Genomic DNA, 26918 nt, shown 5'->3' with positions numbered 1-26918 from the left:
ACAAAAACTAGAACAGATGAAACAGACAAGTATAAAAGATACCGCAAATATAATAGACACTGATTACTTGAAGGAGTTGGAAGCTTTTTATCGTGATCAGCTTTTAAAAGACACTGTACCATTTTGGTTTCCACGATCGATTGACCATGAATGTGGCGGCTACCTATTTATGCGTGATCATGATGGGGCTTTGATTGATACAGATAAAGCCGTGTGGATACAGGGAAGGGCATGCTGGTTGCTGGCCACACTTTACAATACAGTTGAGCAAAAAGAAGAATGGCTGGAAGGGGCCCGGATAGGCTATGAATTTTTGAAGAAACATTGTTTTGATGCAAACGGCAAAATGTATTTTCATGTAGACCGCATAGGTAACCCAATTCGTATGCGTCGTTATTTCTTTTCGGAGACTTTTGCGGCAATCGCCTTTGCAGCCTATGCAAAAGCGACGGGAGATGCCGGTATTGCTGTAGAAGCACGTGAGCTGTTTGGAATTTGTATGGCTTATGCACAGGGAGAAAGATTGGTGGAACCAAAGTACCAACAGACCAGGCCAATGAAAGGGATCGGTGTGCCGATGATTATGATCAATACCGCACAGCAAATTCGCGAAACAATTGGAGATCCACGCTGTGATTTCGTTATCAGTGATTTTATCGCGCAGATTGAACGTGATTTTGTAAAAGATGACATACGTTGTGTGATGGAACAAGTTGGTCCTGAAGGTGAAATTGTTGATCATATTGACGGGCGTACACTCAATCCCGGACATGCCATCGAAGGAGCTTGGTTTATCTTGCATGAAGCGAAATATCGGGCGAACGATCCGCATCTGATTGACCTGGGCTGTCGTATGTTGGATTATATGTGGGAGCGCGGCTGGGATACAGAATATGGTGGTATACTATATTTTCGAGATGTCTATGGAAAGCCGGTACAAGAATATTGGCAAGATATGAAGTTTTGGTGGCCACAGAATGAAACGATTATAGCAACATTACTCGCTTACCTAATGACGGGAAATGAGAAATATAAAAGTTGGCATCAGCAGATCAATCAGTATGCCTATGATCATTTTCATGATAAAATCAATGGTGAGTGGTATGGGTATCTGCATCGTGATGGGAAGATTGCGCAAACGGCAAAAGGTAATTTATTTAAAGGACCTTTCCATCTCCCTCGTCAAGAGTGGTATTGTATGCAAATACTACAGGAATTTAACACGATTAAGGGATAACATGATGCGACAAACTGTAGCGACAACTAAGTTCATCCAAAGGCTGATGATGATTGTCATGATGATCTCTCCGCTATATGGTATGTCCGAAAAAATCAGACCTTTGCTTCCCATGCCGCAGTCTGTCGCCTGGAAAACCGGGTATTACCAGGTCAAACATATTGTGTGTGTACGCACCAAAGGAGAAGTGTCAACTACAGATAGACAGACTTTGACAGCACTGCTAAGCGATTGGGATGTAAGGCGGATAGACTTCGATAGCAAAGAAAATATAGCTATAACGATTAGTTGCAATAAAGAAATGAAACTTCCCTCGTCTTCTTTGGAAGGCTATCGCATCGTTATAGATAAAAGGGGAGTAAACATTGAAGCCCGAGCGGGTAAAGGGGTTTTCTATGCCCTGCAAACTTTGCGTCAACTGGGAGGCAGCGATGGTAAGTTGCCGTATTGCGACATTACAGATTATCCATCTTTTCGTTGGCGTGGCTACTTGGTAGACGTGGGAAGAAATTTTCAGTCTATGCAGGTGTTGAAGCAGCAGATCGATCAGATGGGGCGCTATAAATTGAATGTCTTTCACTTTCATTTCACCGAGGATATTGCTTGGCGACTGATCAGTAAAAAATATCCCGGTTTGACCGACTCGGCAAATATGGAGCGTTGGAAGGGAAAGTATTATACAGTCGACGATATGCAGCAGCTGATCCGGTATTGTCGTGATCGCCATATTCAGCTCGTACCCGAAATTGATATGCCGGGGCATTCCGCAGCATTTCGCCGTTATTTTAAAACCGATATGCAGAGCGATAGTGGCATAGCGATCATCAAAGAACTGGTGAAGGAATTTGCGACCACCTATCCCGGATTACCTTATCTGCATATTGGGGGGGATGAGGTGAAAATTCACAATCAAGCATTTTTGCCGATGATGACAAAATGGACGGAGGATTTAGATCTAAAAACCATCGGCTGGGAGCCTGGTGGTAATTTGCAGCCACACACAATCCGTCAGCTTTGGATGGGTGGGCCACAGGCTATTACCAATGACTCACCTTTTGAAGTGATTGACTCAAAGCATTTGTATATCAATCATATGGATCCTTTGGAAACAGTGACGACCTTGTTCTATAGGGAATTGGGTGGTCAATCGTCAGAAAATGAAAAGTTAATGGGTGCGACGTTATGTTCCTGGCCCGATCGTGCAGTCCATCATGAGCGCGATGTATTCCATCAGAACGCAGTTTACCCTGCTTTGCTAACTTTTGCGGAACGAAGCTGGCGAGGAGGAGGAGATTTTGAATGGCGTAGTAATATCAAAACGGATGTAAAGGGATTAACGCAATTTGCTGAATTTGAAAAGCGTTTGCTCCAACATAAAAGATTGTATTTTAAAGATCTTATTTTTCCGTATTACGCACAAAGTGGGCAAAAATGGATGTTGTATGGGCCTGTGGAAAATAAAGGTGATCTGAGCATGGTCTTAAAAAATGAAGCGACAGGAAAATTTACCGCTTTAAAAAAGATCGGTGAGTTTTATGGTGGAACTATCGTTTTACGCCATTGGTGGGCTGATCTGGTAAAAGGAGCTATTGATCGGCCGCTTGAAAATAGCACCGTATATGCTGTGAGCAAAGTATGGAGTGAAAAAGGGGGAAACCAAAGTTTTTGGATCGGTTTTAACGACCTCTCCCGTTCATATGCCAGTGATTCACCAAATTTGGGGACCTGGGACGATAGAATGAGTAAGATTTGGGTAAACGGACGTGAAGTGCTTCCACCGAATTGGCAACATGCTGGCCAAAAAGGAAATTTGGAGCTCCCATTGGTTGATGAAGGTTACAGCTACCGAAGTCCAAGCATTGTTCTGCTGGAGAAAGGCTGGAATACAGTTGTGCTGAAACTTCCTGTGGGGAAATTAAAAGGGAAAGATTGGCAAAATCCACTAAAATGGATGTTTACTTGCCTACCGATTGAAAAGGAGTAATAAATAACCGATCGCATTGTATTAACATAGATGAATTTTTTAAATAGAAGTAACAATAAAACTTATATAGATATGAAGAAATTAGGGACAATGTTGGTATTTGCACTGTTGGCAGGAATTTGTCACGCTCAGGAAGTGAATGTATTTGTTTCAGGCGAAGATGGCTATAAAAGCTACCGCATACCTGCTATTGTAAAGGATAAAAGCGGACAGTTAATTGCTTTTGCAGAAGGTAGGGTGGATCATGCCGGCGATTTTGGTAATGTAGATATTGTTTATAAAATCAGTCAAGATAATGGAAAAACATGGGGCCCATTGCAAGTTGCTGTTGACAATGATAATTTGCAGGTCGGAAATCCAGCTCCGGTAGTGGATCTATTGGATCCCGCATATCCTAAAGGACGCCTGTTTCTTTTTTATAATACGGGTAATAATCATGAGGGAGAAGTCCGCAAAGGAAATGGTTTGCGAGAATGTTGGTCAATTAGTTCGACCGACGGTGGTAGGACGTGGTCTAATCCAGAAAACATAACGCTTGAGACGCATCGTCCCAATCAACCATCCGTAAATGCACAATATATTTTTAAGGAAGATTGGCGGACTTACGCAAATACACCCGGACATGCTTTACAGTTTGATTCTGGTAAGTTTAAAGGACGTATTTATATTCCTGCTAACCATTCTGAAGGAAATCCGAAAGAAAATGGCAAGGACTATTTTGCGCATTCGTATTACTCGGACGATCATGGAAAGACATTCAAGATAGGATCAAGTGTGAAATTTGAGGGATCAAATGAAACAATGGCCGCACAGATCTCTAACACAGGACTGTATATGAATTCCCGTAATCAACAAGGTAATATAAAATCGAGGATTGTCTCCTATTCCAGTGATGGTGGTGTCAATTGGGATACAACCTATTATGATAAAAATCTGCCCGATCCGGTCAACCAGGGTTCAGTGCTTTCCTGGCAAAAGAAAGGAAAATATATATTGGCCGTGTGTAATGCTGCATCAACCAATAGAAGAGACAATCTAACCGTTCGATTAAGTAAAGATCAGGGCAAAACATGGTATTTTAATCAGGTAGTTGCCAAAGCGCCGGAGGGTGTAAAAGGGGATTATGCTGCTTATTCCGATTTAGTACTTTTAAATAAAAATAATCTCGGCGTTTTATTTGAAAAAGAAAATTACAGCAAAATTGTCTTTTTGCCCATAAATTTTAAATGATCGGGCACATCGTATTATTGAAATAATCCGCATTTTCTTTCATTTCTTCCTTTTGGTTAAAGCAGGAAGGAATGAAAGAAAAAAATGAATCTTCGATTATTATGCGGCTTGCTCCACAAGCTGTTAAATAACGATATAAACTTAAATAAAACCAATAATCCAAAACTAAATGAGAAAAACCAAATTTTGGCTGGTGCTGAGCCTAATCGCAACCAGCCTGTCTATTTTTGCCTGCAAAAAGGCCTCGACAGCAACAAAAAATCCGATTCCGGAAGAAAGTAAGGCGAAGGCCTCGACTAAGCTATTAAATGCGACTACCGTAGCGACAACAGACTACGAATTGATTTGGTCGGATGAGTTTAATAGTAGTGGGGGATTTGATTCCACAAAATGGTCTTATGCTGACAGGGGCACTGTCGCATGGAATAAGTATATGACCTCCTTGCCGGCTTATGCCTCCCAAGATGGGAGCAATCTCGTATTGCGTATGGATAATGCTGTTGTAGCCGGAGATCCTGTTGCCTATCATGCGGGAGGAGTTAAATCGATGGGAAAATTTAGTATGACTTATGGAAAAGTTGAAGTGAGGGCTAAATTTACACAGGGAAGAGGTTCATGGCCTGCTATTTGGATGATGCCCGAACCAGCTACAGCGTACGGCGGCTGGCCTAGCTGTGGTGAAATTGACATTATGGAGCATGTCAACAACGAAAGTGTGATGTACCATACGATCCATAATGGCTCAGTTACCAATGCAAATGGTGGGAGCACAGCATCGAAATCTGCTACCTATAATACGACAGATTACAACCTATATACGATGATCTGGAGTCCAAACGACATTCGATTCTACGTCAACAATGTATTGCAGTATACCTACGCAAGAGTTTCCGGTGGGGGGACGCAGCAATGGCCATTTGATGTTCCTTTTTATCTGATTCTAAATCAGGCCGGTGGAGCGGGATGGCCAGGGGCGATCACAAATGCTGACTTACCCTTTAGTATGCAGGTGGATTATGTACGTGTGTATAAACTGCCTTTATTTAGCAATGGCGATTTCGAAAACGGTGTCATCTATCCATGGACAACATGGGGCGGTGGAGCATCGGTTGTTTCTACCGATGCCCGGACAGGAACCAAATGCATCCGCGAAACAGGCGGAGAGACATCCATTGAACAATACCTGACTGGTTTAACGCCGAATACGACTTATCGGTTCGGTGGCTACGCCAAAGTGTCTGCAGCTGGCCAGTCGGTCAGTATCGGTGTCAAAAATTATGGGGGAACTGCAGTCAATGCGACTATAGGTACGACCAGCTACTCCAATAATTCGGTAACTTTTACAACTGGAGCCAATAATACTACTGCTACGGTCTATTTCTATAAACCCTTGAGCGGTACGGTGTATGGTGATGATTTCTATTTGGAAAAATTGTAAAACACCGTAATTGAAAGAGCAGCGATTTAGTTCAACCGCTGCTCTTTTAGCCATACTGCGTGATGACGGGGCTTCGGTCCTCAGCGAGGATGTCGATATAAGTTCATAACTACCTAATGAAAAATGTAAGATAATGCCAAATAAAGGCCATGAATCTTTACATTAGTTAACCGTAGTATCCCCTTATTTCTTCAATACAAGAGTATGTCCATTTTGGTAGAGTGTCATTTTGTTTTCGCTACGTTCGAAAACTATTTTTACGCCAAATTGCGGTTGGACGAGCGTGTTTCTATCCTTGGGTTTCAGTTGAAATGCCGGCTGACCGACAACTTGCCCCAGCACCTTGTTGCCTTCTTTGGTAATATTTATCTGGATAGGAGGCTGCTCGCTTTTATATTCGCCAACGAGACTTAAAATTTCTTCCTCTGTCAATTGTATTTCCGCAAGATCAGGAAGTGGAAAAGGTTTTTTATAAAGTTCGCCAAGGCTGAACTTTAATATTTCATTATTATTATAATTGTTGGCATTGCTAATGATAGCGACATTATAATTACCATCCTCAAAATGACCAGCTACGGAGGAGTATCCATCTATACCACCTGTGTGGCCAAAGCCTATATGTTCATAGAATGGCAATTGGAATAAACCCAGTCCATAGCCCTGATCTATTTTTTTCATCTCTTCCAGGCTTGCAGCATTGATTATTTTATGGCTAAATAAACCATTGAAAAATTTGCCTAGATCTGCCGGAGTTGACCAAACTGCTCCGGCTCCAAGCGGAACAGAATTGTCCGTGTGTGGTTCAAGGGTCCATTCGTGAGTGAATCGATAAGATTCGCTAACATCCCAGCTGTTATTTTGTGGACGGCCAAAGGTTGTCTCTTGCAAGTTTAATGGCTTACAGATGTATTCTTTCAATAAAAAAGCATAGTCTTTTTTCCAAACTTTGTCTAAGATATAGGTAAGTAGGATGTAGTTTGAATTACTATATGCATGTTTACTGCTGGGAGCAAAGTCGACTCCGCCTTTGACGATACGTTCAACAAGTTCTTTCTCTGTCTGTGGTTTAGTATTCCATGTCAAATAATCGTTGTCATCCGTGATATTGTGTAATCCGCTGCTATGATTTAACAATTGGTGAACGGTGATTTTTCCAGCGTCTGGAATATCTTTAAAGAATGCAGATATTGGTTCGTCTAACTTCAGTTTTCCGAGCTCAACTGTTTTTAGTACAAGTGTTGCTGTGAAAGTTTTGGAGATTGAACCTATTCCATAACGCGTATTTATGTTCGCTTTCTTTTTCTGCGCCAGGTCTGCATATCCAATTGCTTTTTGATAGAGTAATTGATCGCCTTTGCTGATCGCAATACTGCCCATCCAGACATTATTTTTATCCATGACGGCCATCAGGCTGTCCATGCGAACAGGTGTGAATTCCTGGGCTTTGAGAATAGGGCTTGATAGGGTTCCTAAGAGGAACAATAACACTGTGGTTCTTTTCATAATTTATGGGGAATAGATTTTTTGAGTTTCAAAATTAACGTGGAGGAATAGTAAAGTCCACTGATGACAAATAGAAAGGCCGGAATGAAATAATTGCCCAATTGTTCGTAGCGCAGGGCTTCTTCGTGCTGTAAAATAAGTTTGCCGAATATGAAAAACTTGTTGGGCGCATAGAAAAATCCGACTCCCTGAGGATCAATAAACTTGGCCACGACTAGAAAGACGGCGATGAGCATAAGGGTATAGATGATATAATAAATCATGTTTACGATCCCTTGTGTGAGCATGATAGGTACCCGTAATAAGGATACGGATTTACGAGGAGATTCTATTGACGGGGCAATGGACGTTGACAAAATCATTTCCTTGATAAAAGTCTCCGGTAACCCGAGTTTATCTAAGATTTCTTGGAGCTGACTAGGCATGGCGTCATGGATTAACTGTGGGGGAAGCTGCTGTTGCAATGCCTCAAATATGTGGCTATTGATTTCACATAATATATCCTGTCTTTGCTCCAAGGCTAATTTTTTTACAAGAGCCGTTGCTGTTGACATGTAGTCATGATATAGCTGAGCTGAGGATCTATTTGTAAAGGGTATCTGGTTATAATGCATGCGTCAAAGTGGTTAAATGTTGGTTTAAGCTTGTCCAATACGTTCTCATCTCTAAGAAAGTACTTTGGCCTTCCTTTGTTATTTTGTAATATTTTCTTGGAATCCCAGCTTCCTGAGGTACCCAGTTCGATTCGACCAATCCTTCGTTTTTTAAACGGATCAATAAGGGGTATAAAGTTCCTTCAGCAATATCAATGGCCGTTTTCTTCTTGACCTCCTGGATAAGATCGTAGCCATAGTATTCCTGATCATAGGCAAGAATACCTAATACAACAAAAGAAAGACTTCCTTTTTTTAGCTGTGAAATCCATTTGTCAATAAATTCTTTGTTCATGGAAGTAAATATATAACAAAATACATAGTAATACAATGTATTGTTTTAAATTTTTAATATACCTTTTAGTGAAGGAAAGTATCCTAATTAAAAAAAGATGGGGAAGTGGATTTGATGTTACTTTGATTGAGTTTTTTCTAAAAAAAAAACACTTGAAGTGGGGAACTTCAAGTGTTTAACCTAACCAATTATTAACCTAAATTTATGAAAAGTATACTTTCTCAAGTATAACAAACTATGTTCAATATCTGTGCCATTCTATTTGTTAGTTTTATAATATTTTTCTTTGTGTTATTTTTGTTACGTATTATCTCCGGATTTGGTTGATGTTATATCTTATTTGGTAATATTTTTATGTTTTTAAAGATATTCAACAGCCTAAAAAGTGCTGAGTTAATTTTATATACTATTTTTGACTACTTTATTACCCAAATTGTCCTTTTGTGTATATAAAAGAAAACAGCGGCTGTCCGAAAATAGGGTAATTGTAGTTATGGAGCGTAATATTTGAAGAGGTCTTTCCACTCATCATCCAAATTACCTTTGTATACGTTTTGTTTGGCACGACGATACCAATATTCTGCATTCCATTGATCGCCTTCTTTGCGATGTAAATAAGCATGAACATGTGCTGCGTCAGTTCCGCCCAATTGATCGATCAGGTCATGCGCGGTTTTCCAATTTCCTTTTAGATCATACCAAAGTGACTTTTGTACCGCTGTCCAATGCTGAAGCGGAGCTTCAAGAGATTGAAATTCTTCTATTGTCATATTTTATTCTGTTATTTCTTTGCTCCAGATTTCATAAATATCGTCTCCTTTCGAACTTTTTCCTTTATGATGCCATGCGCCATTCAGGATTTCACCATCAAAGGCCAGTTCTTGCCCAACTCTATTATTGTCTCTCGAAAAGAACTGTATTTTTTCAGTATACCGATTATTAGTGTACTGATAGTCACCTCCGCCTGTACCATAGAAACCTTTTTGAGCAGGATTAATCGCTACCCATTGAAAATATCCATCAACCAATATTTTGATTGTTTTACGATCTGCTTTGGGAATATCTTGCATTTTGCCTTCTTGCTGGCGACCAGTGATCCGCCAAAGTGCATCAAGGTCTTGTGGAACTTTTTTCTGCTTGATATAGAGATGGTAGCTATCGGCAGTTTTTAGTCGAAGGGAGTCTGCATCAATCCGATAAGGTAATTGGGTTGTTTTGCCAATGGCAGCCGAATCCTGTGAGTTATACTCGACAGCGATAGTGATCAGATTATGCTTCTTATCAAGTGCGCCGCCCCAGGTATGCTGAAAACGTTTTCTGACGTCATCGTAACTTATAAATGAAATATAATGGTCTTTAACGAGCATTAAATGTTTATTGATGCCATCCTGGTACAGGTAGGCCCCGTCGTGAAGTTGCTGCTGTGCCTGGATTTTAGAAAAATAGATTCCAAAAAACAGAAAGAATAGGAGGGTACAATTTTTCATAACGGGTCTAAACTTGTTTCCCTTAAAGATACAAAATAAAACAGCGACACGGACGACGAACATTGGATTTAATCGAATCAAAAAAAGCTGACCAAGCGATGCCTTGCCTCCAAAAAGTTAGACACTTTTCTTGGCAGTTCAGCGAACGGTCAGCTTTTTTGATTCGGAGCTAAATGTATCTATTTGAACTTACTCGCCAATGCAGCGAGCTTGCTGGCCATATCCGTTTGTGGTTCGGCCTGCTTTTTAAAATCATTTTTTTTGTTTTTGGGTAGCGCAGGCTTCTCATCTGTTTTCATTGACAATGCTATGCGACTACGTTTTTCGTCTACTTCTGTTACCGTTACCATGACGTGTTGCTGTACTTTGACGACTTCATGCGGATCGGATATATAGCGATTAGATAATTGGCTTAGGTGTACCAAGCCATCTTGATGTACGCCAATATCAACAAAGGCTCCGAAATTCGTAATATTGGTTACGATTCCCGGCAGTTTCATGCCAACCCGTAAGTCGCCAATACTGTTGACTCCATCCGTGAATGAGAATGCTTCGAATTTTTCCCTTGGATCTAATCCAGGTTTTGCTAATTCATGAAGAATATCATTCAATGTCGGTAATCCAACTTCCTCTGAGATATAATTTTTCAAAGGAATAGATTTTCTCAGGTCAGCGTCAGTTAGTAGGTCTTCTACTTTTTTGCCGAGGTCTTTAGCCATTTGCTCAACTAAAGTATAGCGCTCAGGATGCACAGCCGACGAATCGAGTGGATTGGCAGCATGTCGGATGCGTAGAAAGCCTGCTGCCTGTTCGAATGCTTTATCGCCAAGACGGGGAACTTTCTTTAGCTCGCGTCTGGAGGCGAAAGGACCGTTTTCATTTCTATATTTTATAATCTGTTGTGCTAGGGAAGGACCTAATCCAGATACATAGGCTAAAATTTGTTTGGAGGCAGTATTCAGTTCAACACCGACAGCATTTACACAGCTGATAACAGTGTCGTCCAGAGAAGTTTGGAGTTTATTTTGATCAACATCATGCTGATACTGTCCGACACCGATCGATTTTGGATCAATCTTAACCAGCTCAGCCAAGGGATCCATTAATCGTCTACCAATAGATACTGCACCACGTACCGTAACATCTTGATCTGGAAATTCTTCACGTGCAGTTTCGGAAGCCGAATAAATAGAGGCTCCACTTTCATTGACCATAACGATAGTAACGTTATTTAATCCGAGTTTCCGTACAAATTCTTCCGTTTCGCGACCAGCGGTTCCATTGCCGATTGCGATGGCTTGGATATCGTATTTCGAGACTAAATACTGAATTGTTTTTTTTGCTTCTGCTAGTCCATTGGCACCCGTATGCGGAAAGATAGCCGTATTTTCTTTGAGCTGTCCTTGTTCATCCAGAACAACCGTTTTACAGCCTGTACGAAATCCTGGGTCGATCGCAAGTAGCCTTTTCTGCCCTAGTGGAGCGGCTAGAAGTAATTGGCGAACATTGTCGGCAAAAACTTTGATGGCTTCTTCATCGGCTTTTTGACGTGTCAATACACGAATTTCCGTCTCCATGGAAGGTTTTAACAGACGCTTGTAGCTATCGACCAAGGCGAGTTTTACCTGAGCTGCGGCATCGTTGGCCCCCTTAACATAGATGGATTCGATACGGGGTAGAATTTCTTCTTCATTGATCGCTATATCTAAGTAGAGCAACTCTTCTTTTTCCCCACGGCGCATGGCCAGCACACGATGGGAAGGTGCATCCTTCAAAGATTCAGACCATTCGTAATAATCTTTATATTTTAGGGCGGCTTCTTCTTTTCCAGGAACTACTTTTGAAACAAATGCGCTTTTTTCGAGGAATATCGCTCTCGATTTGGCTCTCACTGTCGCATCTTCGGCAATGACCTCTGCAATGATATCGCGGGCACCTGCTAGTGCCTCCTCTGTATTTTTTACGCCTTTTTCTTCATCTATTAGACTGTCGGCAAGAGCGAGGAAATCGCCTGTTTCTTGCGCCAAAATAAGATCCGCTAAAGGTTGCAGACCTTTTTCACGTGCCACACTGGCGCGAGTTTTACGCTTAGGTTTGTAAGGCAAATAGATATCTTCAAGACTGGCCATGGTTTCGGCATTCAAAAGCTGCTGTTCAAGCTCCGCTGTCAATTTTCCCTGATCGTTGATAGATTTAAGAACAGCTTCTTTACGTTTATCTAAATCGCGCAGCTGCTGGAAACGATCTCTGATATTGGTGATTTGAACTTCGTCCAAACTACCAGTCATTTCCTTGCGGTAGCGTGAGATAAACGGAACGGTAGCGCCTTCGTCTAATAGTGCTATAGTCGTGCGAACCTGTTTTTCGCTAATAGAAAGCTCGTTAGCAATAGTAATTTCGTGTGTTGATAAGCTCATTGTCGGTTTAATCTTAAAAAGTAGAGCTGTTGAATCACCATTCAACAGCTCTAAGTATATCTAATTATAAACTAAAGTAGTAAAATTAAGCAGGTTTATTGGTATTGTCCTGCTCAGGAACTTTTTTATCTTCTACCTCGTTGTTTTTAGTTTCAGCAAAATGATCGTTATACCCGTACGTGATGTGAGATGGCTCTTCGCCGTAATCGGGTTGTTTATGTGGATTATGTTCAACGACACCGGCAGGTGTTGTGAATTCATATTTTTTCTTGGGCTGCTCTGTTTCTGAACCTTCTACGGTTTCCTGTGGTTTAACCTCTTCTTCGTGTGCTGCTTGAGCCTTCTCTTCAGCTAAACGCACATCATTAGGAACAGCTTCTTCTTTTATTTCTGTTTTAACGTTTATGTCTTTCTCGAAATTATTGATTTGATCTGAAATTTCACGTTTGATACCTTCTGATGCATCTTTGAACTCACGTATTCCTCTTCCCAAACCTCTCGCCAATTCAGGAAGTTTTTTGCCTCCAAAAAGTAACAAGATTGCAAACACAATTAAGATCATCTCTTGTGTTCCGATGTTTAGAAATGCTATTACTGGATTGTACATACTCTTTTTCCTCTTCTTTTGATTACTAACTAGATGCTAAGGTACATTTATATTTCTATAGTTCTTAGACCCAAAAGTAAATTTAAGATAATTTTAAGGTATTTGAAACATAAAAATTACTTAACAAAGTGCGGTTATTTGATGGGTGTAAATTGTTATATTTTTGCTAAATATTTTTTAATATGACGATAGGGTAGTAATATCTTCGTATTTTTGTGGCTATTTTTTTAGGGAAATCGATTATGTTGGGAAATTTTAAAACATTTAAACCGTATTACAAAAGTACGATGGTATTGGCGGGGCCCGTGGTGATCTCACAATTGGGACATACACTGGTGCATACCGCAGATAGTGTGATTGTTGGACATTTTGCAGGAACCATTCCATTGGCCGCAGTTTCGTTGGTACATGCTGTTTTTATGGTTGTTATGGTCATCGGGTTGGGAATTGCTTATGGTATCACGCCGTTGATTGCGCAGGAGAATGGCCGTGATAATAAAAAAGAATGTGCCATATTGTTGTCCAATAGCTTTTGGTTAAATATTATCGCAGGACTCTTGTTGTTCGCTTTAGTTTACTTTGGTTCGATGTTAGCTATCGATCACCTCAACCAAGATCCGGCTGTGGTGAAGGAGGCAAAGCCTTATTTACTTATTCTGAGTTTATCGATGCTTCCGTTGATGGTATTTAGCACATTTAAGCAATTTGCCGAAGGCTTGGGGTTTACAAAGCAAGCCATGAATGTAACTATTTGGGGGAATGTACTGAACATTATTTTGGCGATCATCTTTGTCAAAGGGATGTTTGGCATTAGTCCTATGGGGGTCAAGGGTGTCGGATACAGTACATTGATCGACCGTGTGTTAATGATGTCTGTGATGATGACTTATGTATTGCGATCGCAGAAATTTAAAGAATATATTCAATACTTTAAGGTGACATTGATAGATCGGCAAAGATTACTTAAGATAATACGGATCGGGGCACCCGTGGCTATGCAATATGTATTTGAAATTGGGGCTTTTGCGGGGGCTTCCCTATTGGCCGGTACGATAAGTGCTACAGCACAAGCTTCTCATCAAGTAGCCATCCAGCTGGCCGCGATGACGTATATGATGGCGAGTGGTATTGCTGCTGCTGCAACAATCAAGGTGGGGAATAGTTATGGTAATAGAAACCTTTTTCGCCTCGAACGATTTGCCATCACTTCGTATCAATTGGTGTTGATCTTTATGGTGATTACAGCGTCTTTGTTCGCGTTGTTGAATAATTATTTACCTTATATCTTTACCTCAGATCATGCCGTGGTGATTATTGCTTCTCAGCTGTTGATTATTGCGGGACTTTTCCAATTGTTTGATGGTACGCAAGTTGTCGGTCTGGGTGTGTTACGTGGTATGGGGGATGTGAATATTCCAACCATTATCACATTTATTGCTTACTGGATTATAGGGCTACCAAGCGGCTACCTCATGGGAGTGGTATTTAACTGGGGTATCAAGGGGATTTGGTATGGGCTGACATTAGGCTTGTTAACCTCTTCACTTTTACTTTATCTGCGGTTTCAATTGGTGATCAAGAAGAAGAAAATACAATTCGAACAAAGTATGTTTAAGTAACAAAAAATATATTTTAAATAATAAAAAAGGCTCGGTTATAAAAATGCCCCAAAAAGTTAGACACTTATTTGGGGCATTTTTATTATTTATCGATTTTGATTGTTAGATCACTCTATTGCTATCCCAATTTTCCAGGTAGTCCGCCACACGTTTTAAGAAGGTACCTCCGAGGGCACCATCGATTGCACGGTGGTCGTAAGAAAGTGAAAGATACATCATATGTCTAATACCAATCATATCACCATACTCTGTTTCTATGACTGCTGGTTTTTTCGTAATTGTACCTACAGCCAAGATTGCAGCTTGCGGTTGGTTAATGATAGGAGTTCCCATAATATTGCCAAAAGCGCCGATATTGGTGAATGTAAATGTGCCATCTTGTGTGTCGTCAGGCTTTAATTTATTTGCCCGAGACCGTTGTGCGAGGTCGTTGACACTTTTACTCAAGCCTACTAAGCTTAATTGATCTGCATTTTTGATAACAGGAACGATGAGATTGCCATTAGGCAATGCTGCCGCCATACCAATATTGATGTTTTTCTTCTTGATGATATTGTAACCGTCGATCGAGATATTGACCAATGGAAAATCTTTGAGCGCCTTGCTAATAGCCTCGATAAACAAAGGGGTGAACGTAATGTTTTCTCCTTCGCGTTTTTTATAGGCATCTTTAACTTTATTGCGCCACAAAACTAAATTGGTTACATCTGCCTCAACAAAAGAACATACATGGGGAGAGGTTTGTACACTTTTGACCATATGGTCTGCAATCAACCTTCGCATGCGGTCCATTTCAATGATTTCATCACTGCCATTGGCAACAGTATGAACATGCGATGGAGCTGTGGAGGTTATTTTCGGAGATTCCGTAGCCGTGTTCGTGTGCTCTACCGGAATAGACTTTGTAGGTGCTGAGGATGAATCTCGGTGTGTTACATAAGTTAAAATATCCTCCTTAGTCACTCTTCCCTCTGCTCCAGTGCCCTGGATACGATCAAGTTCATCTTGGGACAATCCTTCGTGCCGTGCGATATTCTTTACTAAAGGTGAATAGAAACGAAGGGTATTTTCGTAGGGAGAAGACGAAATTTCAGCTGCTACATTTGTCAGCTGGTCTACACCAGGGATATTTAACTCTATGATCTCTTCGGGAGCTGTCGCTGAAGGAGCTGTATTTTCTTGTGCTTGAATCGCAGGTTCTTCATTTTCGCCCTCAATTTCTATAATTGCAACGACTTCACCAACTTGGACAGTCTGGTCTACGGTATAGCAATGCTCTTTTAAAACACCTTTTACAGGGGAAGGTACCTCTGAATCAACTTTGTCCGTTGCGATTTCCAATAAAGTGTCATCTTCATCAATCAGGTCACCAGGTTGTTTTAACCATTTTGTGATTGTTGCCTCGGATACACTTTCTCCCATTTTTGGGAGCAAGAGTTTATATAAAGCCATATTTTTTAGCAATCTCGTTATAGAAAAACGAAGTTAAATAAATTGTGGTTTACTTTCAACAATTTAAAATATTATTCCTTAAATAACGTGTTTTTTGAAATATTATTTTACTTTATTGTGTATCTTGTTCTTGTTCTTTTACAAGCAACTTCCACAAAAGTAATAAAGCATTCATACGGGTACGTTCGATGTTGATCAGTCTTTCGTTATTAAACTGAAACTTCTTGGTTAAAACTTCTTTTTTTCCCGCAACAGCCACCCAGATAGTGCCAACTGGTTTCTCAATTGTTCCACCACCTGGCCCCGCTATCCCAGTTGTCGCAATAGCATAATCCGACGAAAATGCCTTTTTTGAACCGGAAGCCATTTCGATAGCAGTCTGCTCACTTACTGCGCCATATTGGATCAGTGTTTCTTCTTTGACGTTCAACAATTGTTGTTTTAAAGCGTTGGAGTAAGGGATAGTACCACCAAGGAATATAGCGCTGCTTCCCGCTACTGCGGTTATTGAAGCGGCAAGGCTACCACCTGTACAGCTTTCTGCGGTAGTCAATGTAGCACCTCGGCGGCCAAGCTCTTTAATTAAATAAGGTTCGATGCTGGTATCATAATCTGCAATGACATATTGTTGTAAACGATGGAGTAGCTTTGTTTTAAATAGGGCAACCTGGAGCGTAATGTCAGATTTATTCCTGCTTTTACCAGAGAGTCTCAATCGGATAAAGGCCAAGGTTGGTAGATAGGCCAATTTTATGCTTGAAGGAAGTTCTGATTCAATATCCTTTATTTCTTCTGCCAAATACGATTCTCCGATTCCGCCTACCAAAATTGTCTCATGACAGATAAATAAGTCAGGATCCTGTTTGGCTAATAAAGGCAACACATGTTTTTCCATCAGAAATTTCATCTCAAATGGCACTCCAGGCATAAAAATAAACTTCTTTTGGTTCTGGCGTACCAACATGCCAGGTGCAGTACCATAGTCGTTAAATAGGACTTCACAATTTGCCAAAACATCGGCCTGCTGCAGATTGATGTCGAGCATTTTTAGATTGCGCGATTCAAATATGTTGGTCACGTGCCGAAGTACATGCTCATCCCGTATCAAGGTGGTTCCAAAATACGCTGCGGCAGTTTTTTTTGTCACATCATCTTTCGTCGGGCCCAGACCTCCGGTGATTAAAATAAGATCTGCTCGAGCTGAGGCCTCTTTCAATGTCGTTGAAATAGCCTCTTCGGTATCTGGGATCGATGTCATTTGAACGATATCGACTTCGAATTGGAGCAGTTGCTTGGCAATCCAGCCTGAATTGGTATCAATGATCTGCCCGATGAGGATCTCATCGCCTATGGTAATAATCTCTGCTTTCATCTTTAAAATAATTATGCAACCACCTCCCTACTTTGAAAAATGCATCTGTGGAGGATAGTGTTGGATTTTCTTAATCTTTTGGTGTTAAAATATCCATGCGCTAGCGCCTAAAAAATGAAAATTCAATACCAAAAGATTCAGGATATAAACTTACATAAAATTGCGGCTCAACGAAATGGTAAAAATGTATTTGATGGAAGAAGTTTTTTGAAAAAAACTGAGGGTTCTGCTGACCAATACGCGTATAGCATTTCAAAAAAAAAGCAGTTATTTTAAAAATAACTGCCTCCTGAACTGGCTCTTTTTGTAAGCTTAAGATCTTGTAAGATCGATGCCTTTGCACGAATGGTGACGTTATAGCTTCGGAACCGCCCAAAAGGCATCCAGCCAAATGACATATCCCAACAATGCAGATCTCGATAGATATTGAAAGAGGTCATGACCACTTCCTTCTGTTTGAAATCGTATCCCGATTGAAAGGTGACTTTCCATTTTGGTGTAACACTGAAGTCGCCATGTAAATTCAATGTGCTTGTGATCTGGCTCTGCATTCTTCGTGTACTGGAGTTGAACGATTTTGCCATATTGAAACTGAACGATGCCGCAAGGTTCCATGGGATATTAAAGTCCACAAATGCGTTTGGATCTGAGCTGATTCGAGCCAAGGCCTGTGCTTGCTCAGGAGTCATGCCTGCTCCAGACATTTCTTTTCTTAAAGAATCGATATTGTTATTACGTGATTTCGCAGCCTTAGGATTCAGACTATAGTCAAAGGAAAGACCAAAGTTTGTCAGACGAGCAAGGCTACCGTCTTTAATGGCATAGCGATTGACGCGGACACCATTTTCATTGACCGAATAGGGATCAAATGTACCGTTGAAGTTTACATTCATCTTTTGGTCGAAAAAAGCTGTACGGCCAGAGAAAGTAATTGGGGACAACTTCAGCGAGTCGGCAACAAAGTTGTAATTTCCGCTGAACGTCAGACCTTGAAGAATAGGGATTTTCTTTAAGCCACCATCTGTGGTATCGGATTTACTTTTGACCTTTGCTTCGATGTTATTGTCAATGGAAAAACCTATCCCTGCAGATTTTCCTGCAGAAGGAGATCCGTAGACACCCTGACTAAAGATTGAGTATACATTTCTGTTTCCATATTGATCGTTATATTGCTGATAGAAACCATATCTTGGATCCGAAAAATCGGGTCTATAGTTCAGGTTGATCGACGGTGTGACGACGTGTCTGATCTGCTGAAGGTTACCGATTTTCGGATAATAATTACCATAAACCTTGGTCGAAAGTCCGGTCGAAACAGAATAATCGTATGCACGATTGAATCCCTGAACGGTATCGATACGTTGTTTATAACCTGCGGCAGTATTGTCGATGCTTTGTCGTGTACTTTGCAAATACCAACGTTCGGTATAGTTTACACTGGTGTTGAACTGAAAATATTTAAAAGCATTGAGTGATAAACTGATTGGAATATTGTGTTGGAAGCCATTTTGGAATTTCTTGAACCCTCCTGGTTTAAATAACAATGTATCAATGGTGCTTACCGAGTTTTGTGCTTGGAAACTATAACCGACATTGATTCGTTGATACCATTTTTGTTCACCGACACGGTCTTTGCTGTCAAATGGATTGAAAGAGGATACGTTTAAGCTGATATTTGGTAAACTCATCTGTATACTGCGCGTAGCCATATCCTGATTATGCGTTAAGCTGGCCGTGAGGTTTACCTTGCCATCGGCAAATACTTTTCCATAACTGATGGACGATCCCATACGGTTACGTGCAAGATTTTCATAGGTGTTTTGTGTACTTCCTGTTCCGGTATTTTGAAAGAAAGAACTTGTACCAAAGTTAACACTTGCTGAGAAAGATGTTCCTGGATTGGCTTCCTGGCGCTGGGTATGGTTCCAAGTGACATTAAAATCCTTATTGGAGCCATAATTAGATGTTCCTTCAATACCCGTTTTTGTATTGGCGTAACGGATATTAAAACCACCGTTAAATTTATAGTTGACGGTATAGCGCGTATTGATGGAAGCTTCCCATGAACCTTTTGAATACAAGGAACCTCTAATCTCACTATCCCAATAATCGTTGAAGGCCAAATACCAACCTATATCCCGCATCGAAAATCCTCTGGTATAATCTTCCCCAAAAGATGGGAAGAGAAATCCAGATGCTCTTTTATCTGGTTTTGGGAAAAATGCAAATGGAAATGCCACGGGCATAGGCACACCCATCACCACAAGATAAGCCGGACCAGAAATAATCTGGTTTTTAGTAACAATTCCTTTGGTGATATGAATGCCAAAATGGGTATGCGGATAGGGTAGATTACAGGTACTATATAATCCCTTGTATATCGACATTTCGTCGTAGATATTCTTTCGCACAATATTGGCCTGGATAAATCCACCATCAACTTCGGTCATAATACCATAGGTATTTCCCTCTTGTTTCTCGTAATCGTAATAGAGTGAGTCTACCGTTTTCGGTGATTCACCATTTCCCATAATGACGATCGGACGCCCCACATACTTCCCCGTTTTGTCATAGATCCCCGAAGCAAAAATCTTTTTCTTGTTTCGGTCCAGACGGATATAATCGGCAGAAAGTTCAAAATCTTGATACTTTACCTTCGCTCCGCGATAAAGGTGACTGATATTCTTGGCAACTTCAGATTTCTGCGAGTCAACCGCAATAATACTCACTTCGGCCTGTAAGCCACTTCCTTTTTTCTTGGTCGTATCGCTTACAGATTTGGTCGTATCTACAGTTTTGGATTTACTCGTATCTTGCGATTTATTGGTCGCCGAAATAGGATCTTTACCTTGAAGTCCGTTCTGTTTTAATGGAATATTACTTTGAGCAAAGCTAGAATTGCTCATTGCAAGAATGATAAATAGTGTTAAAATGTTGATTAACGACTTCAAAATTAAAGACAAATGTTATTTTTGTGAAATAATGTTAAACTTTGAGAGACAAAATTAGTCAAAAAAGCAATAGAAAATATGTTAAATATCGTTATCTATTAAAGAAATAATATAGACTCATTTTGATTCGTTTATAGTAGAGCAAATAATTATTCAATGAAATCAGATTTAAGAATTAGAAAATGGTGTAGCGTTGTGTTTGCTACTTTGGGATTTTTTTTATTGAATTCTTTCAAATTAAACAATGGACAGCCCGAGCCTCCAGACTATCAAATAAGGACAATTGTAATTGACGCTGGCCACGGTGGTAAAGATACCGGAGCACAGGGAAGACGATCTTTAGAAAAAAATGTAGCCTTGGATGTTGCTTTAAAATTGGGAAAGCAGATTCAGAAAGATATTCCAGGTATCAAGATCATCTACACAAGAACGACCGATGAATTTGTTGAGCTTTATAAACGGATCCGTTTAGCGAATGCCAATAAGGCAGACTTATTTATTTCGATACACTGTAATTCAAGTGGCGCTAGTGCACATGGTACCGAAACACTGGTTTCTGGTTCGCATCGTTTGGGACAGCAGGATGCTGCAGTTCGTGAAAATGCTTCATTGTTATTGGAATCAAACTATAAAGAGAATTACCAGGGATTTGATCCAAAAGATCCTGAAAGTGCGATCATCTTCTCCTTGATGAAAAACCGATTCCGTGAAAAAAGTATTCGTCTGGCGCAGATGATCGAAGGCGAGTATGTGAAAGCAGGTCGATACAGTAGAGGGTTCTGGGAGAAAGGTTTAGCTGTACTAGCAGAAGCAGGTATGCCTGCTGTATTGACAGAAATTGGCTTTATTAGTAATAGAGAAGAAGAGAGCTATCTATTGTCCGATGAAGGACAACAGGAGATTGTTGATAATTTGGTTTCAGCTCTAAAAATTTATAAAAATTCTGTAGAACGCTAAACAGATTTGCTTTTATGCTGTTTTAAACTTAAATTAATGATCATTACTAAATAGATTATTTGTGAAAATTTCAAACGAGACAAAAGTCGGCATATTAGCAACAGTTGCAATAGTTTTATTATTTATAGGATATAGCTTTCTAAAAGGAAATGATGTTTTTAGTAGCGATAATACTTTTTATACGACCTATACGGCTGTAGATGGTTTAACTCCCTCCAAGCCTGTCCTAGTCAACGGCTATCAGATTGGGCGTGTTTCAAAAATGATTTTACAAGCAGATGGGAAGATCAAAACCGAGTTCAAGATCCATTCTCATTACGATATACCAAAAAATACAGTAGCGAGAATTTCTAGTACAGATTTATTGGGCGGTAAAGCGATTGTTTTCGAAATGGGCAATAGTAAGGAATTGGCAAAGGATGGTGATTTTTTAGCTTCAGGTGTTCAACCGAATATTATGGATAAGGTCGAACCCATTCAAAAAAGGATCGAAACCATTACTATTAAACTAGACTCGACGCTATCAGTCGTTAATAGTGTCTTAGACAAACAGTTTCAGGACGACTTTAAAAAGAGTATCCATAGTATCTCCACTTCTTTGAAAAATGTGGAAGGCATTACCAAAGACGTCGAAGGTCTGGTCGGGGATGAAAAAGGAAGGCTCAATAGAATCATGGCTAATCTGGAATCAATCACTTCCAATTTTTCACAAAATGGTGAGAAAATCAATGCGATTATGTCTAATCTGAATAATGTTACCGATAAGGCTGCTCGATTGGATTTTGAACATACCATGAACAAAGTAAATGCTGCAGTCAATGATTTTCAGGAGATCACAGGAAAAATTAATAGTGGTAAGGGATCTATCGGTTTATTGCTCAATGACGAAGCTTTATATAATAATCTCAATAATGCTTCAAAGGAAATGGATAATTTGATGAAGGACGTTAAAGAGAAACCTGGGAAATATATCAAACTTTCCATCTTTGGGAAAAAAGGCGAGAAATAGATTTTAGAAATCAGATCCAATGATATACATAAAAAGCCTGCATATAGCAGGCTTTTTTGTTTTCATAAGATAACCTTTGGACGTTGGAATTTGTCGGCGGTCCAATACCTTAAATTTGCTCCCTTGGTCTATGCTTTACCGACCAGTACTTTCCTGTAACCAAGTTTATACGATGTTCTAAATTAGCAGCGTTTTAACTGCCTTTTTACAGGGTATAACAGGGGGTTAATAGGGGTAGACCCCTGTTGACCCCCTGTTATACCCCTGTTAACCCCCTGTAAAACCCTAGTAAAACCCTAGTAAAACTAGAACTTGATATTAATCGTTGGTTAATAGGAGCATGATACGGTCAATTATGAGTTGAAATAGAAACGCCACTCCATGAGTGGCGTTTCTAATCTGCTAAATTCAGCACTTTACGAGCGACTTTATTAGTCGCGAAAGTAGATGATCTTCCAATCCGATTTCACCTTACTTTCTATAAGGTTTCTTTAAGCCAGGTAAAGAATTCTCTTTGCCAAACCTGTGCGTTTTGTCCGGACAGAACCCAGTGATTTTCATCCGGTAGGTAGACCAAACGGCTCTTAATTTTTTTGAGCTGGGCCAATTGGAATGCCGCCAGTCCTTGTCCGATTGGAACACGATAATCTTTTCCACCCTGAAAGATCAAAATTGGTGTGTGCCAATTATTTGCTTTTTCAATCGGGTTGAATGCGGTATAGGATTTCTCATTTTTGCTATCCCAGTACGCTCCGCCCAGTTCGTGGTTGGCGAAAAAGAGTTCTTCTGTGGTACCATACCAGCTTCTCATGTCGAATAAACCATTGTGCGCGATGAAAGTTTTGAAACGGTTTTGATGCACGCCAGCTAGCTGATAAACAGAGTATCCACCATAACTAGCTCCAATCGCCGCGCGGCGTGTTGTATCTACATAAGATTCTTTGGAGATATCGTCTATGGCTGTTAAGTAATCACGGATTGGCTGACCGCCCCAGTCTTGGGAAATAGCTTCATTCCATTTTACCCCCCAGCCAGGCATACCTCTACGGTTTGGGGCGATGACAATATAACCTTGTGATGCAATCAATTGTAAATTCCAACGGAACGAGTAAAATTGTGTCAGAGCGGATTGAGGGCCGCCTTCACAGTAAAGTATGGTTGGATATTTTTTTGCAGGGTCAAAGTTTGGCGGATAGATTACCCATGAAAAAAGATCTGCTCCATCGGATGCCTTTGTAATACGCTTCTCAATTTTGTTTTCGCTGATGCTCGCATATTTTGCATCGTTGACTTTGGTGACCGGAGTTAAAGATTTGGTTTTTAGATCAAAGCTGAAGATTTCTGTTGCACGGGTAAACTTTGTCGAGCTAACGATTAATTTGTCCGCTACTTGGCCTACAATACCGGTGATGTCAAAGTCACCTTCAGAAATTTGGTGTATTTTTGGTAAACTTTTAGCTTTGATATTGGTCGGTACTTCCAGTTCAAATAGTTGAACTGTACCTTTCGTAGCAGCTGTAAAATAGATTTTGCGATTGTAACTGCTCCAGATAAAACTATTGACCGTACCATCCCAATGTGCTGTTAGATTTAAACGAATTGAGCTGTTTTTGTCAAATAGCATGATGTCATTTTTGTCCGATTCATAACCATCGGTCTTCATGCTGAGCCAGGTTAGGCTTTTTCCATCGGGAGAGTAGGTTGGAGTTGTATCATACCCATTCATGCCTTCTGTCAGGTTAGAAGTCGTTCCGGTAGCGATATCATAGCGATAAATATCGGTATTGGTACTGACGGCATAGTCTGTTCCGAATTTCTTTTTACAGACATACAGCACTGCTTTGCTATCTGGAGACCATGCAAAATCTTCGGCGCCACCAAATGGTGCCTGAGGGCTATAGAAGGCTTGGTCCTTCAATAGGTCTACCGGCTCACCAACTTTACCGTCAATAAAACTCGCCACAAAAGGATGACTGAACTTACCATCATTGAAGGTATCCCAGTGCCTATAATCTAAGTTGTCATAGATATAAGCTTCTGACTTTGGCAATTCGGGGTATTTATCTGTACTGTGGTATTTTTTTACCAGAACGGACTGGCTGAAGAGTATTTGCTTACCATCGGGCGAAAATTTGACATTTTCTAAGGCGATATCGCCATTTGTCAATTGAAGTGCTTCGCCCTTAGATAGGTTCTTCTTCCATAACTGCCCCTTTAACAAATAAATTACGTCGCCGTTGGGTTCGATCTGAACGACTGTTTCACCGCCTTTTTGGTCGGTGAACTGATGGTTGGTGCCATTGGCCAGTGAAATCGTATATAGATTTTTTTCACTTGAATTGCTTTCCAAATTATAATTGGAAACACCATATACCAATGTTTTGCCATCTGCAGAAAGTCCTTCGGCCGAAACACGACCAAGATCCCAAAGTGTACTTGGGTTGATCGGTTGTGGCGATTCCGACACTAATTTAAAATTGCTTTTTCCACCTTTGCTTTCTTGCGCATTGCTTAGGTTGCACGCCATAATCGCTAATGTAAGTATTGTAAGTTTTTTCATCTGTTTAAACATATCTATGCCGCTGAAAAATTTCTTCGCAAGTTACAGAATTTGGTCATAAATGCTAAGGCAAGTAAAAAAATAGCCATCTCTTTCATTTAGAAATGGCTTATGAGAATTGTAAATCCCTATTTTTTAAGTAATATCTGAATCAATACCCAATAAAGTCGAAGATGTTGTCTATTGATCCACATGGCTATTGTCAAATTGATACCAGTTTATTTTTGTTGAAACGCGCATCAAAATCGCCAAAATGATAAAGATGCCAATTGTTCCAGCGACAAGGGAATAATCCCGAAGTTGCATGAGGATATAGATAAAGAGATAAAATAAAGCCAGAATTGAACTGAGCAACAGCGCCGATTTCTGGTCTTTGGTAATAGATTTAATAAAACTGCCAATCAGCATAACTGTCGCCACGGAAGCGGTTAAATAAGCTAGATTAAATCCAATATGCTCGGATAGCGCGAGTAGCAATGTGTAAAAAAGAACCATCGCTGCTCCAATTAGAATATATTGAATGATATGGATCCGTTTTTTCTTGATCACCTCGGTGAATAGGAGCGAAGTAAAGGTCAGGAGAATGACTAAAATACCATATTTGGCAACCCGTGTTGTTTTTTGATAGTTGTTGATATCTGGTAAGAAGTTAATTGTAATCATGTCCGTGTTATCCAATAGGTTATTTGCAGAGGCAAGTGTAGTAGTGGCGGTTTGAGCCGCTTTGTGCTCATTGCCCTCATTTCCATTTTCGAGGTTGTTATCGAACTGATAGATTGAACGAGCATCGCCAGTCCATTGTTGTGGTAACTTCCGACTGAAAGATGGGATTTCCCATGAAGCGGAAAAATTGGATGTTTCGGTATTACGTTTGCTCGGTAAAAATGCACCAGTGAAACTTGGATTAGCCCAGTTACCCTTAGCCTGGATGTTTGTCTGGTCACCAAGAGGGAGAAAATTCAATGATTTGGATCCTTTTAGATTTAGTTTTATCTTGAAACGATTGTCCGTTTTCTGCGGATCCAAAGATACCGGACAGACTAAATTTTGAGTAAATAATTTGAGATTATTAAAGTCTGGATCGAAAGTTAACTCGTTTCCATCCCAATTCAAGGATGGGCGCTTGCCTAAGCCTTTAAAATCCTGGATACCGAAAATAAGCTTGCTGCCTTTCCAGTCAATTTGCTCATGAGGGATCTCGAGTTTTTCTAGGGATATTTTGTCAAAAGAACCTTCTAATGTTATGTTGCTGTTGTAAACTACCGCATTATAAATACCTCTAGAGAGATGTTGTGGTGTTACATCTGTTGCGATATTGGAAGTTTTGGGTAAGACAAATATCCATTTCAGCTCTTCTCTAAGGTTAGATTTTTCGGCTTTTTCGGTAGACAGTGGGATAGTCTCGCGATAGGGGATGGCGAGAACAGGGCTTGAAATAACCTGATCCTTTCCCCAATTTAATGTAATTCCATCGGATACTTCCTGTTCGCGGTTTTTCCGCTCTTCAATCAAATCGCTGATTAAGGCTAGCGGAATAAGTAGTATGAGGGAAAGAAAGAAAATGACAAATAGCTTTAGGACAGTAGAATTACTGATTTTCTCAAAAAATGAGGATTGCTCTGTCGGAGGTAAATTGTTGTAGTTCATGGTTTTAGCGGTTTAAGTTTAGCTGAATGTTTTTGCTGTATAAGGCAATTTGAAGCTCCGTTAATTGCCAGTGAAGGATTTCTTTAAATTCTAAATGATGAAAACTTTGGAGCGATCGCCCCTTTTGAAAATGTTTTTTGTAATAACCGAAGTATTCAGGAAATAAGGTGCCGCCAATAAAAATCATTGCCATGAGATACAGGCTTATCTTTCCATTACCAAGCAAAAGGAATTGCATGGCAATTTCATCTTGTATCTCTGTTCCGGTTTCAGTCAGGATATGAAAGACATCGTGATTTTCCAGTTTGGGCATGACATCGAAACCTTTACTTTCATAAAAGAGCCCCAAATTATGGCCGATGCTTCCAATGGGGTAGGTCATGAAATCTGCTTTAGAGATTCCCCAGGCTTTTTTGTTCCATTTAAAGATGTTTGCATACACTTTGGAGGACCAATTGTAGAGGTGCAGCATCAGTTTCAGTCTAATTCCTTTCATTTAA

At 40.2% G+C, this 26918-nt stretch carries 20 protein-coding genes; 7 read left to right on the top strand and 13 right to left on the bottom strand.

Going from position 1 to position 26918, the window contains the following annotated elements:
* Nucleotides 1-16 precede the first annotated feature (16 nt).
* The 4 genes from M2419_RS12640 to M2419_RS12625 all read left to right on the top strand — a co-directional run bounded on the left by M2419_RS12640 (nt 17) and on the right by M2419_RS12625 (nt 5889).
* Entirely contained in the window at nt 17-1237 is a 1221-nt protein-coding gene (locus tag M2419_RS12640; protein ID WP_259255210.1) for an AGE family epimerase/isomerase, read from the top strand.
* A 1-nt stretch (nt 1238) separates the two neighbouring features.
* Nucleotides 1239-3221: a beta-N-acetylhexosaminidase gene (locus M2419_RS12635; RefSeq protein WP_259255209.1), complete on the top strand. Its 1983-nt coding sequence runs from the start codon at nt 1239-1241 to the stop codon at nt 3219-3221.
* 72 nt (nt 3222-3293) lie between these two features.
* Nucleotides 3294-4451 carry an exo-alpha-sialidase gene (locus M2419_RS12630; RefSeq protein WP_153846518.1) on the top strand — a complete coding sequence of 386 codons (1158 nt, stop codon included), beginning with the start codon at nt 3294-3296 and terminating at the stop codon, nt 4449-4451.
* Nucleotides 4452-4620: 169 nt separating this feature from the next.
* Complete coding sequence (locus M2419_RS12625; RefSeq protein WP_153846519.1) at nt 4621-5889, top strand: family 16 glycosylhydrolase; 1269 nt, start codon at nt 4621-4623, stop codon at nt 5887-5889.
* 183 nt (nt 5890-6072) lie between these two features.
* On the opposite strand, the gene M2419_RS12620 is transcribed toward M2419_RS12625, so the two are convergent.
* From M2419_RS12620 to M2419_RS27385, 7 genes are all read right to left on the bottom strand, one after another.
* Entirely contained in the window at nt 6073-7392 is a 1320-nt protein-coding gene (locus M2419_RS12620; protein ID WP_153846520.1) for a serine hydrolase, read from the bottom strand.
* Nucleotides 7389-7946 carry a hypothetical protein gene (locus tag M2419_RS12615; protein ID WP_182329983.1) on the bottom strand — a complete coding sequence of 186 codons (558 nt, stop codon included), beginning with the start codon at nt 7944-7946 and terminating at the stop codon, nt 7389-7391. The genes M2419_RS12620 and M2419_RS12615 overlap by 4 nt, the downstream gene beginning before the upstream one ends.
* 49 nt (nt 7947-7995) lie before the next feature.
* The gene (locus M2419_RS12610; RefSeq protein WP_153846522.1) at nt 7996-8340 is read right to left on the bottom strand and encodes a PadR family transcriptional regulator; all 345 of its coding nucleotides are present in this window, start codon (nt 8338-8340) and stop codon (nt 7996-7998) included.
* A 491-nt stretch (nt 8341-8831) separates the two neighbouring features.
* Nucleotides 8832-9110: a hypothetical protein gene (locus M2419_RS12605; protein ID WP_075991259.1), complete on the bottom strand. Its 279-nt coding sequence runs from the start codon at nt 9108-9110 to the stop codon at nt 8832-8834.
* A gap of 3 nt (nt 9111-9113) precedes the next feature.
* Nucleotides 9114-9827: a hypothetical protein gene (locus M2419_RS12600; RefSeq protein WP_153846523.1), complete on the bottom strand. Its 714-nt coding sequence runs from the start codon at nt 9825-9827 to the stop codon at nt 9114-9116.
* A 179-nt stretch (nt 9828-10006) separates the two neighbouring features.
* Entirely contained in the window at nt 10007-12244 is a 2238-nt protein-coding gene (locus tag M2419_RS12595) for a Tex family protein (RefSeq protein ID WP_153846524.1), read from the bottom strand.
* A gap of 85 nt (nt 12245-12329) precedes the next feature.
* On the bottom strand, nt 12330-12851 hold the full coding sequence (locus tag M2419_RS27385; RefSeq protein ID WP_153846525.1) for a twin-arginine translocase TatA/TatE family subunit: 522 nt from the start codon (nt 12849-12851) through the stop codon (nt 12330-12332).
* A gap of 242 nt (nt 12852-13093) precedes the next feature.
* Between M2419_RS27385 and M2419_RS12585 the strand changes: the two genes are divergently transcribed.
* Entirely contained in the window at nt 13094-14470 is a 1377-nt protein-coding gene (locus M2419_RS12585; protein WP_153846526.1) for an MATE family efflux transporter, read from the top strand.
* A 102-nt stretch (nt 14471-14572) separates the two neighbouring features.
* On the opposite strand, the gene M2419_RS12580 is transcribed toward M2419_RS12585, so the two are convergent.
* The 3 genes from M2419_RS12580 to M2419_RS12570 all read right to left on the bottom strand — a co-directional run bounded on the left by M2419_RS12580 (nt 14573) and on the right by M2419_RS12570 (nt 20200).
* A complete protein-coding gene (locus M2419_RS12580) occupies nt 14573-15922 on the bottom strand; it encodes a dihydrolipoamide acetyltransferase family protein (RefSeq protein WP_153846527.1) in 1350 nt (449 codons plus the stop codon).
* 112 nt (nt 15923-16034) lie between these two features.
* The gene (locus M2419_RS12575) at nt 16035-17294 is read right to left on the bottom strand and encodes a competence/damage-inducible protein A (protein ID WP_182329981.1); all 1260 of its coding nucleotides are present in this window, start codon (nt 17292-17294) and stop codon (nt 16035-16037) included.
* Between the two features lie 272 nt (nt 17295-17566).
* Nucleotides 17567-20200, bottom strand: coding sequence for a putative LPS assembly protein LptD (locus tag M2419_RS12570; RefSeq protein ID WP_227550212.1), 2634 nt, complete (start codon nt 20198-20200; stop codon nt 17567-17569).
* Nucleotides 20201-20401: 201 nt separating this feature from the next.
* Here M2419_RS12570 and M2419_RS12565 point away from each other — a divergent pair, with 201 nt between their 5' ends.
* Nucleotides 20402-21202, top strand: a complete 801-nt coding sequence (locus M2419_RS12565; RefSeq protein ID WP_153846529.1) for an N-acetylmuramoyl-L-alanine amidase — start codon at nt 20402-20404, stop codon at nt 21200-21202.
* A 61-nt stretch (nt 21203-21263) separates the two neighbouring features.
* Nucleotides 21264-22211: an MlaD family protein gene (locus M2419_RS12560; RefSeq protein WP_153846530.1), complete on the top strand. Its 948-nt coding sequence runs from the start codon at nt 21264-21266 to the stop codon at nt 22209-22211.
* Nucleotides 22212-22689: 478 nt separating this feature from the next.
* Here M2419_RS12560 and M2419_RS12555 read toward each other — a convergent pair whose 3' ends face one another.
* From M2419_RS12555 to M2419_RS12545, 3 genes are all read right to left on the bottom strand, one after another.
* On the bottom strand, nt 22690-24771 hold the full coding sequence (locus M2419_RS12555) for a S9 family peptidase (protein ID WP_259255207.1): 2082 nt from the start codon (nt 24769-24771) through the stop codon (nt 22690-22692).
* Between the two features lie 180 nt (nt 24772-24951).
* Nucleotides 24952-26418: a cell envelope integrity protein CreD gene (gene creD / locus M2419_RS12550; RefSeq protein ID WP_182329977.1), complete on the bottom strand. Its 1467-nt coding sequence runs from the start codon at nt 26416-26418 to the stop codon at nt 24952-24954.
* Between the two features lie 4 nt (nt 26419-26422).
* Nucleotides 26423-26914 carry a hypothetical protein gene (locus M2419_RS12545; protein ID WP_088160404.1) on the bottom strand — a complete coding sequence of 164 codons (492 nt, stop codon included), beginning with the start codon at nt 26912-26914 and terminating at the stop codon, nt 26423-26425.
* Nucleotides 26915-26918: the final 4 nt, after the last annotated feature.

It is taken from the genome of Sphingobacterium sp. BIGb0116, assembly GCF_024808035.1.
Classification (GTDB): domain Bacteria; phylum Bacteroidota; class Bacteroidia; order Sphingobacteriales; family Sphingobacteriaceae; genus Sphingobacterium; species Sphingobacterium paramultivorum.
The sequence above is the reverse complement of the archived record's forward strand: the minus strand, read 5'-3'. Positions and strand labels throughout refer to the sequence as shown.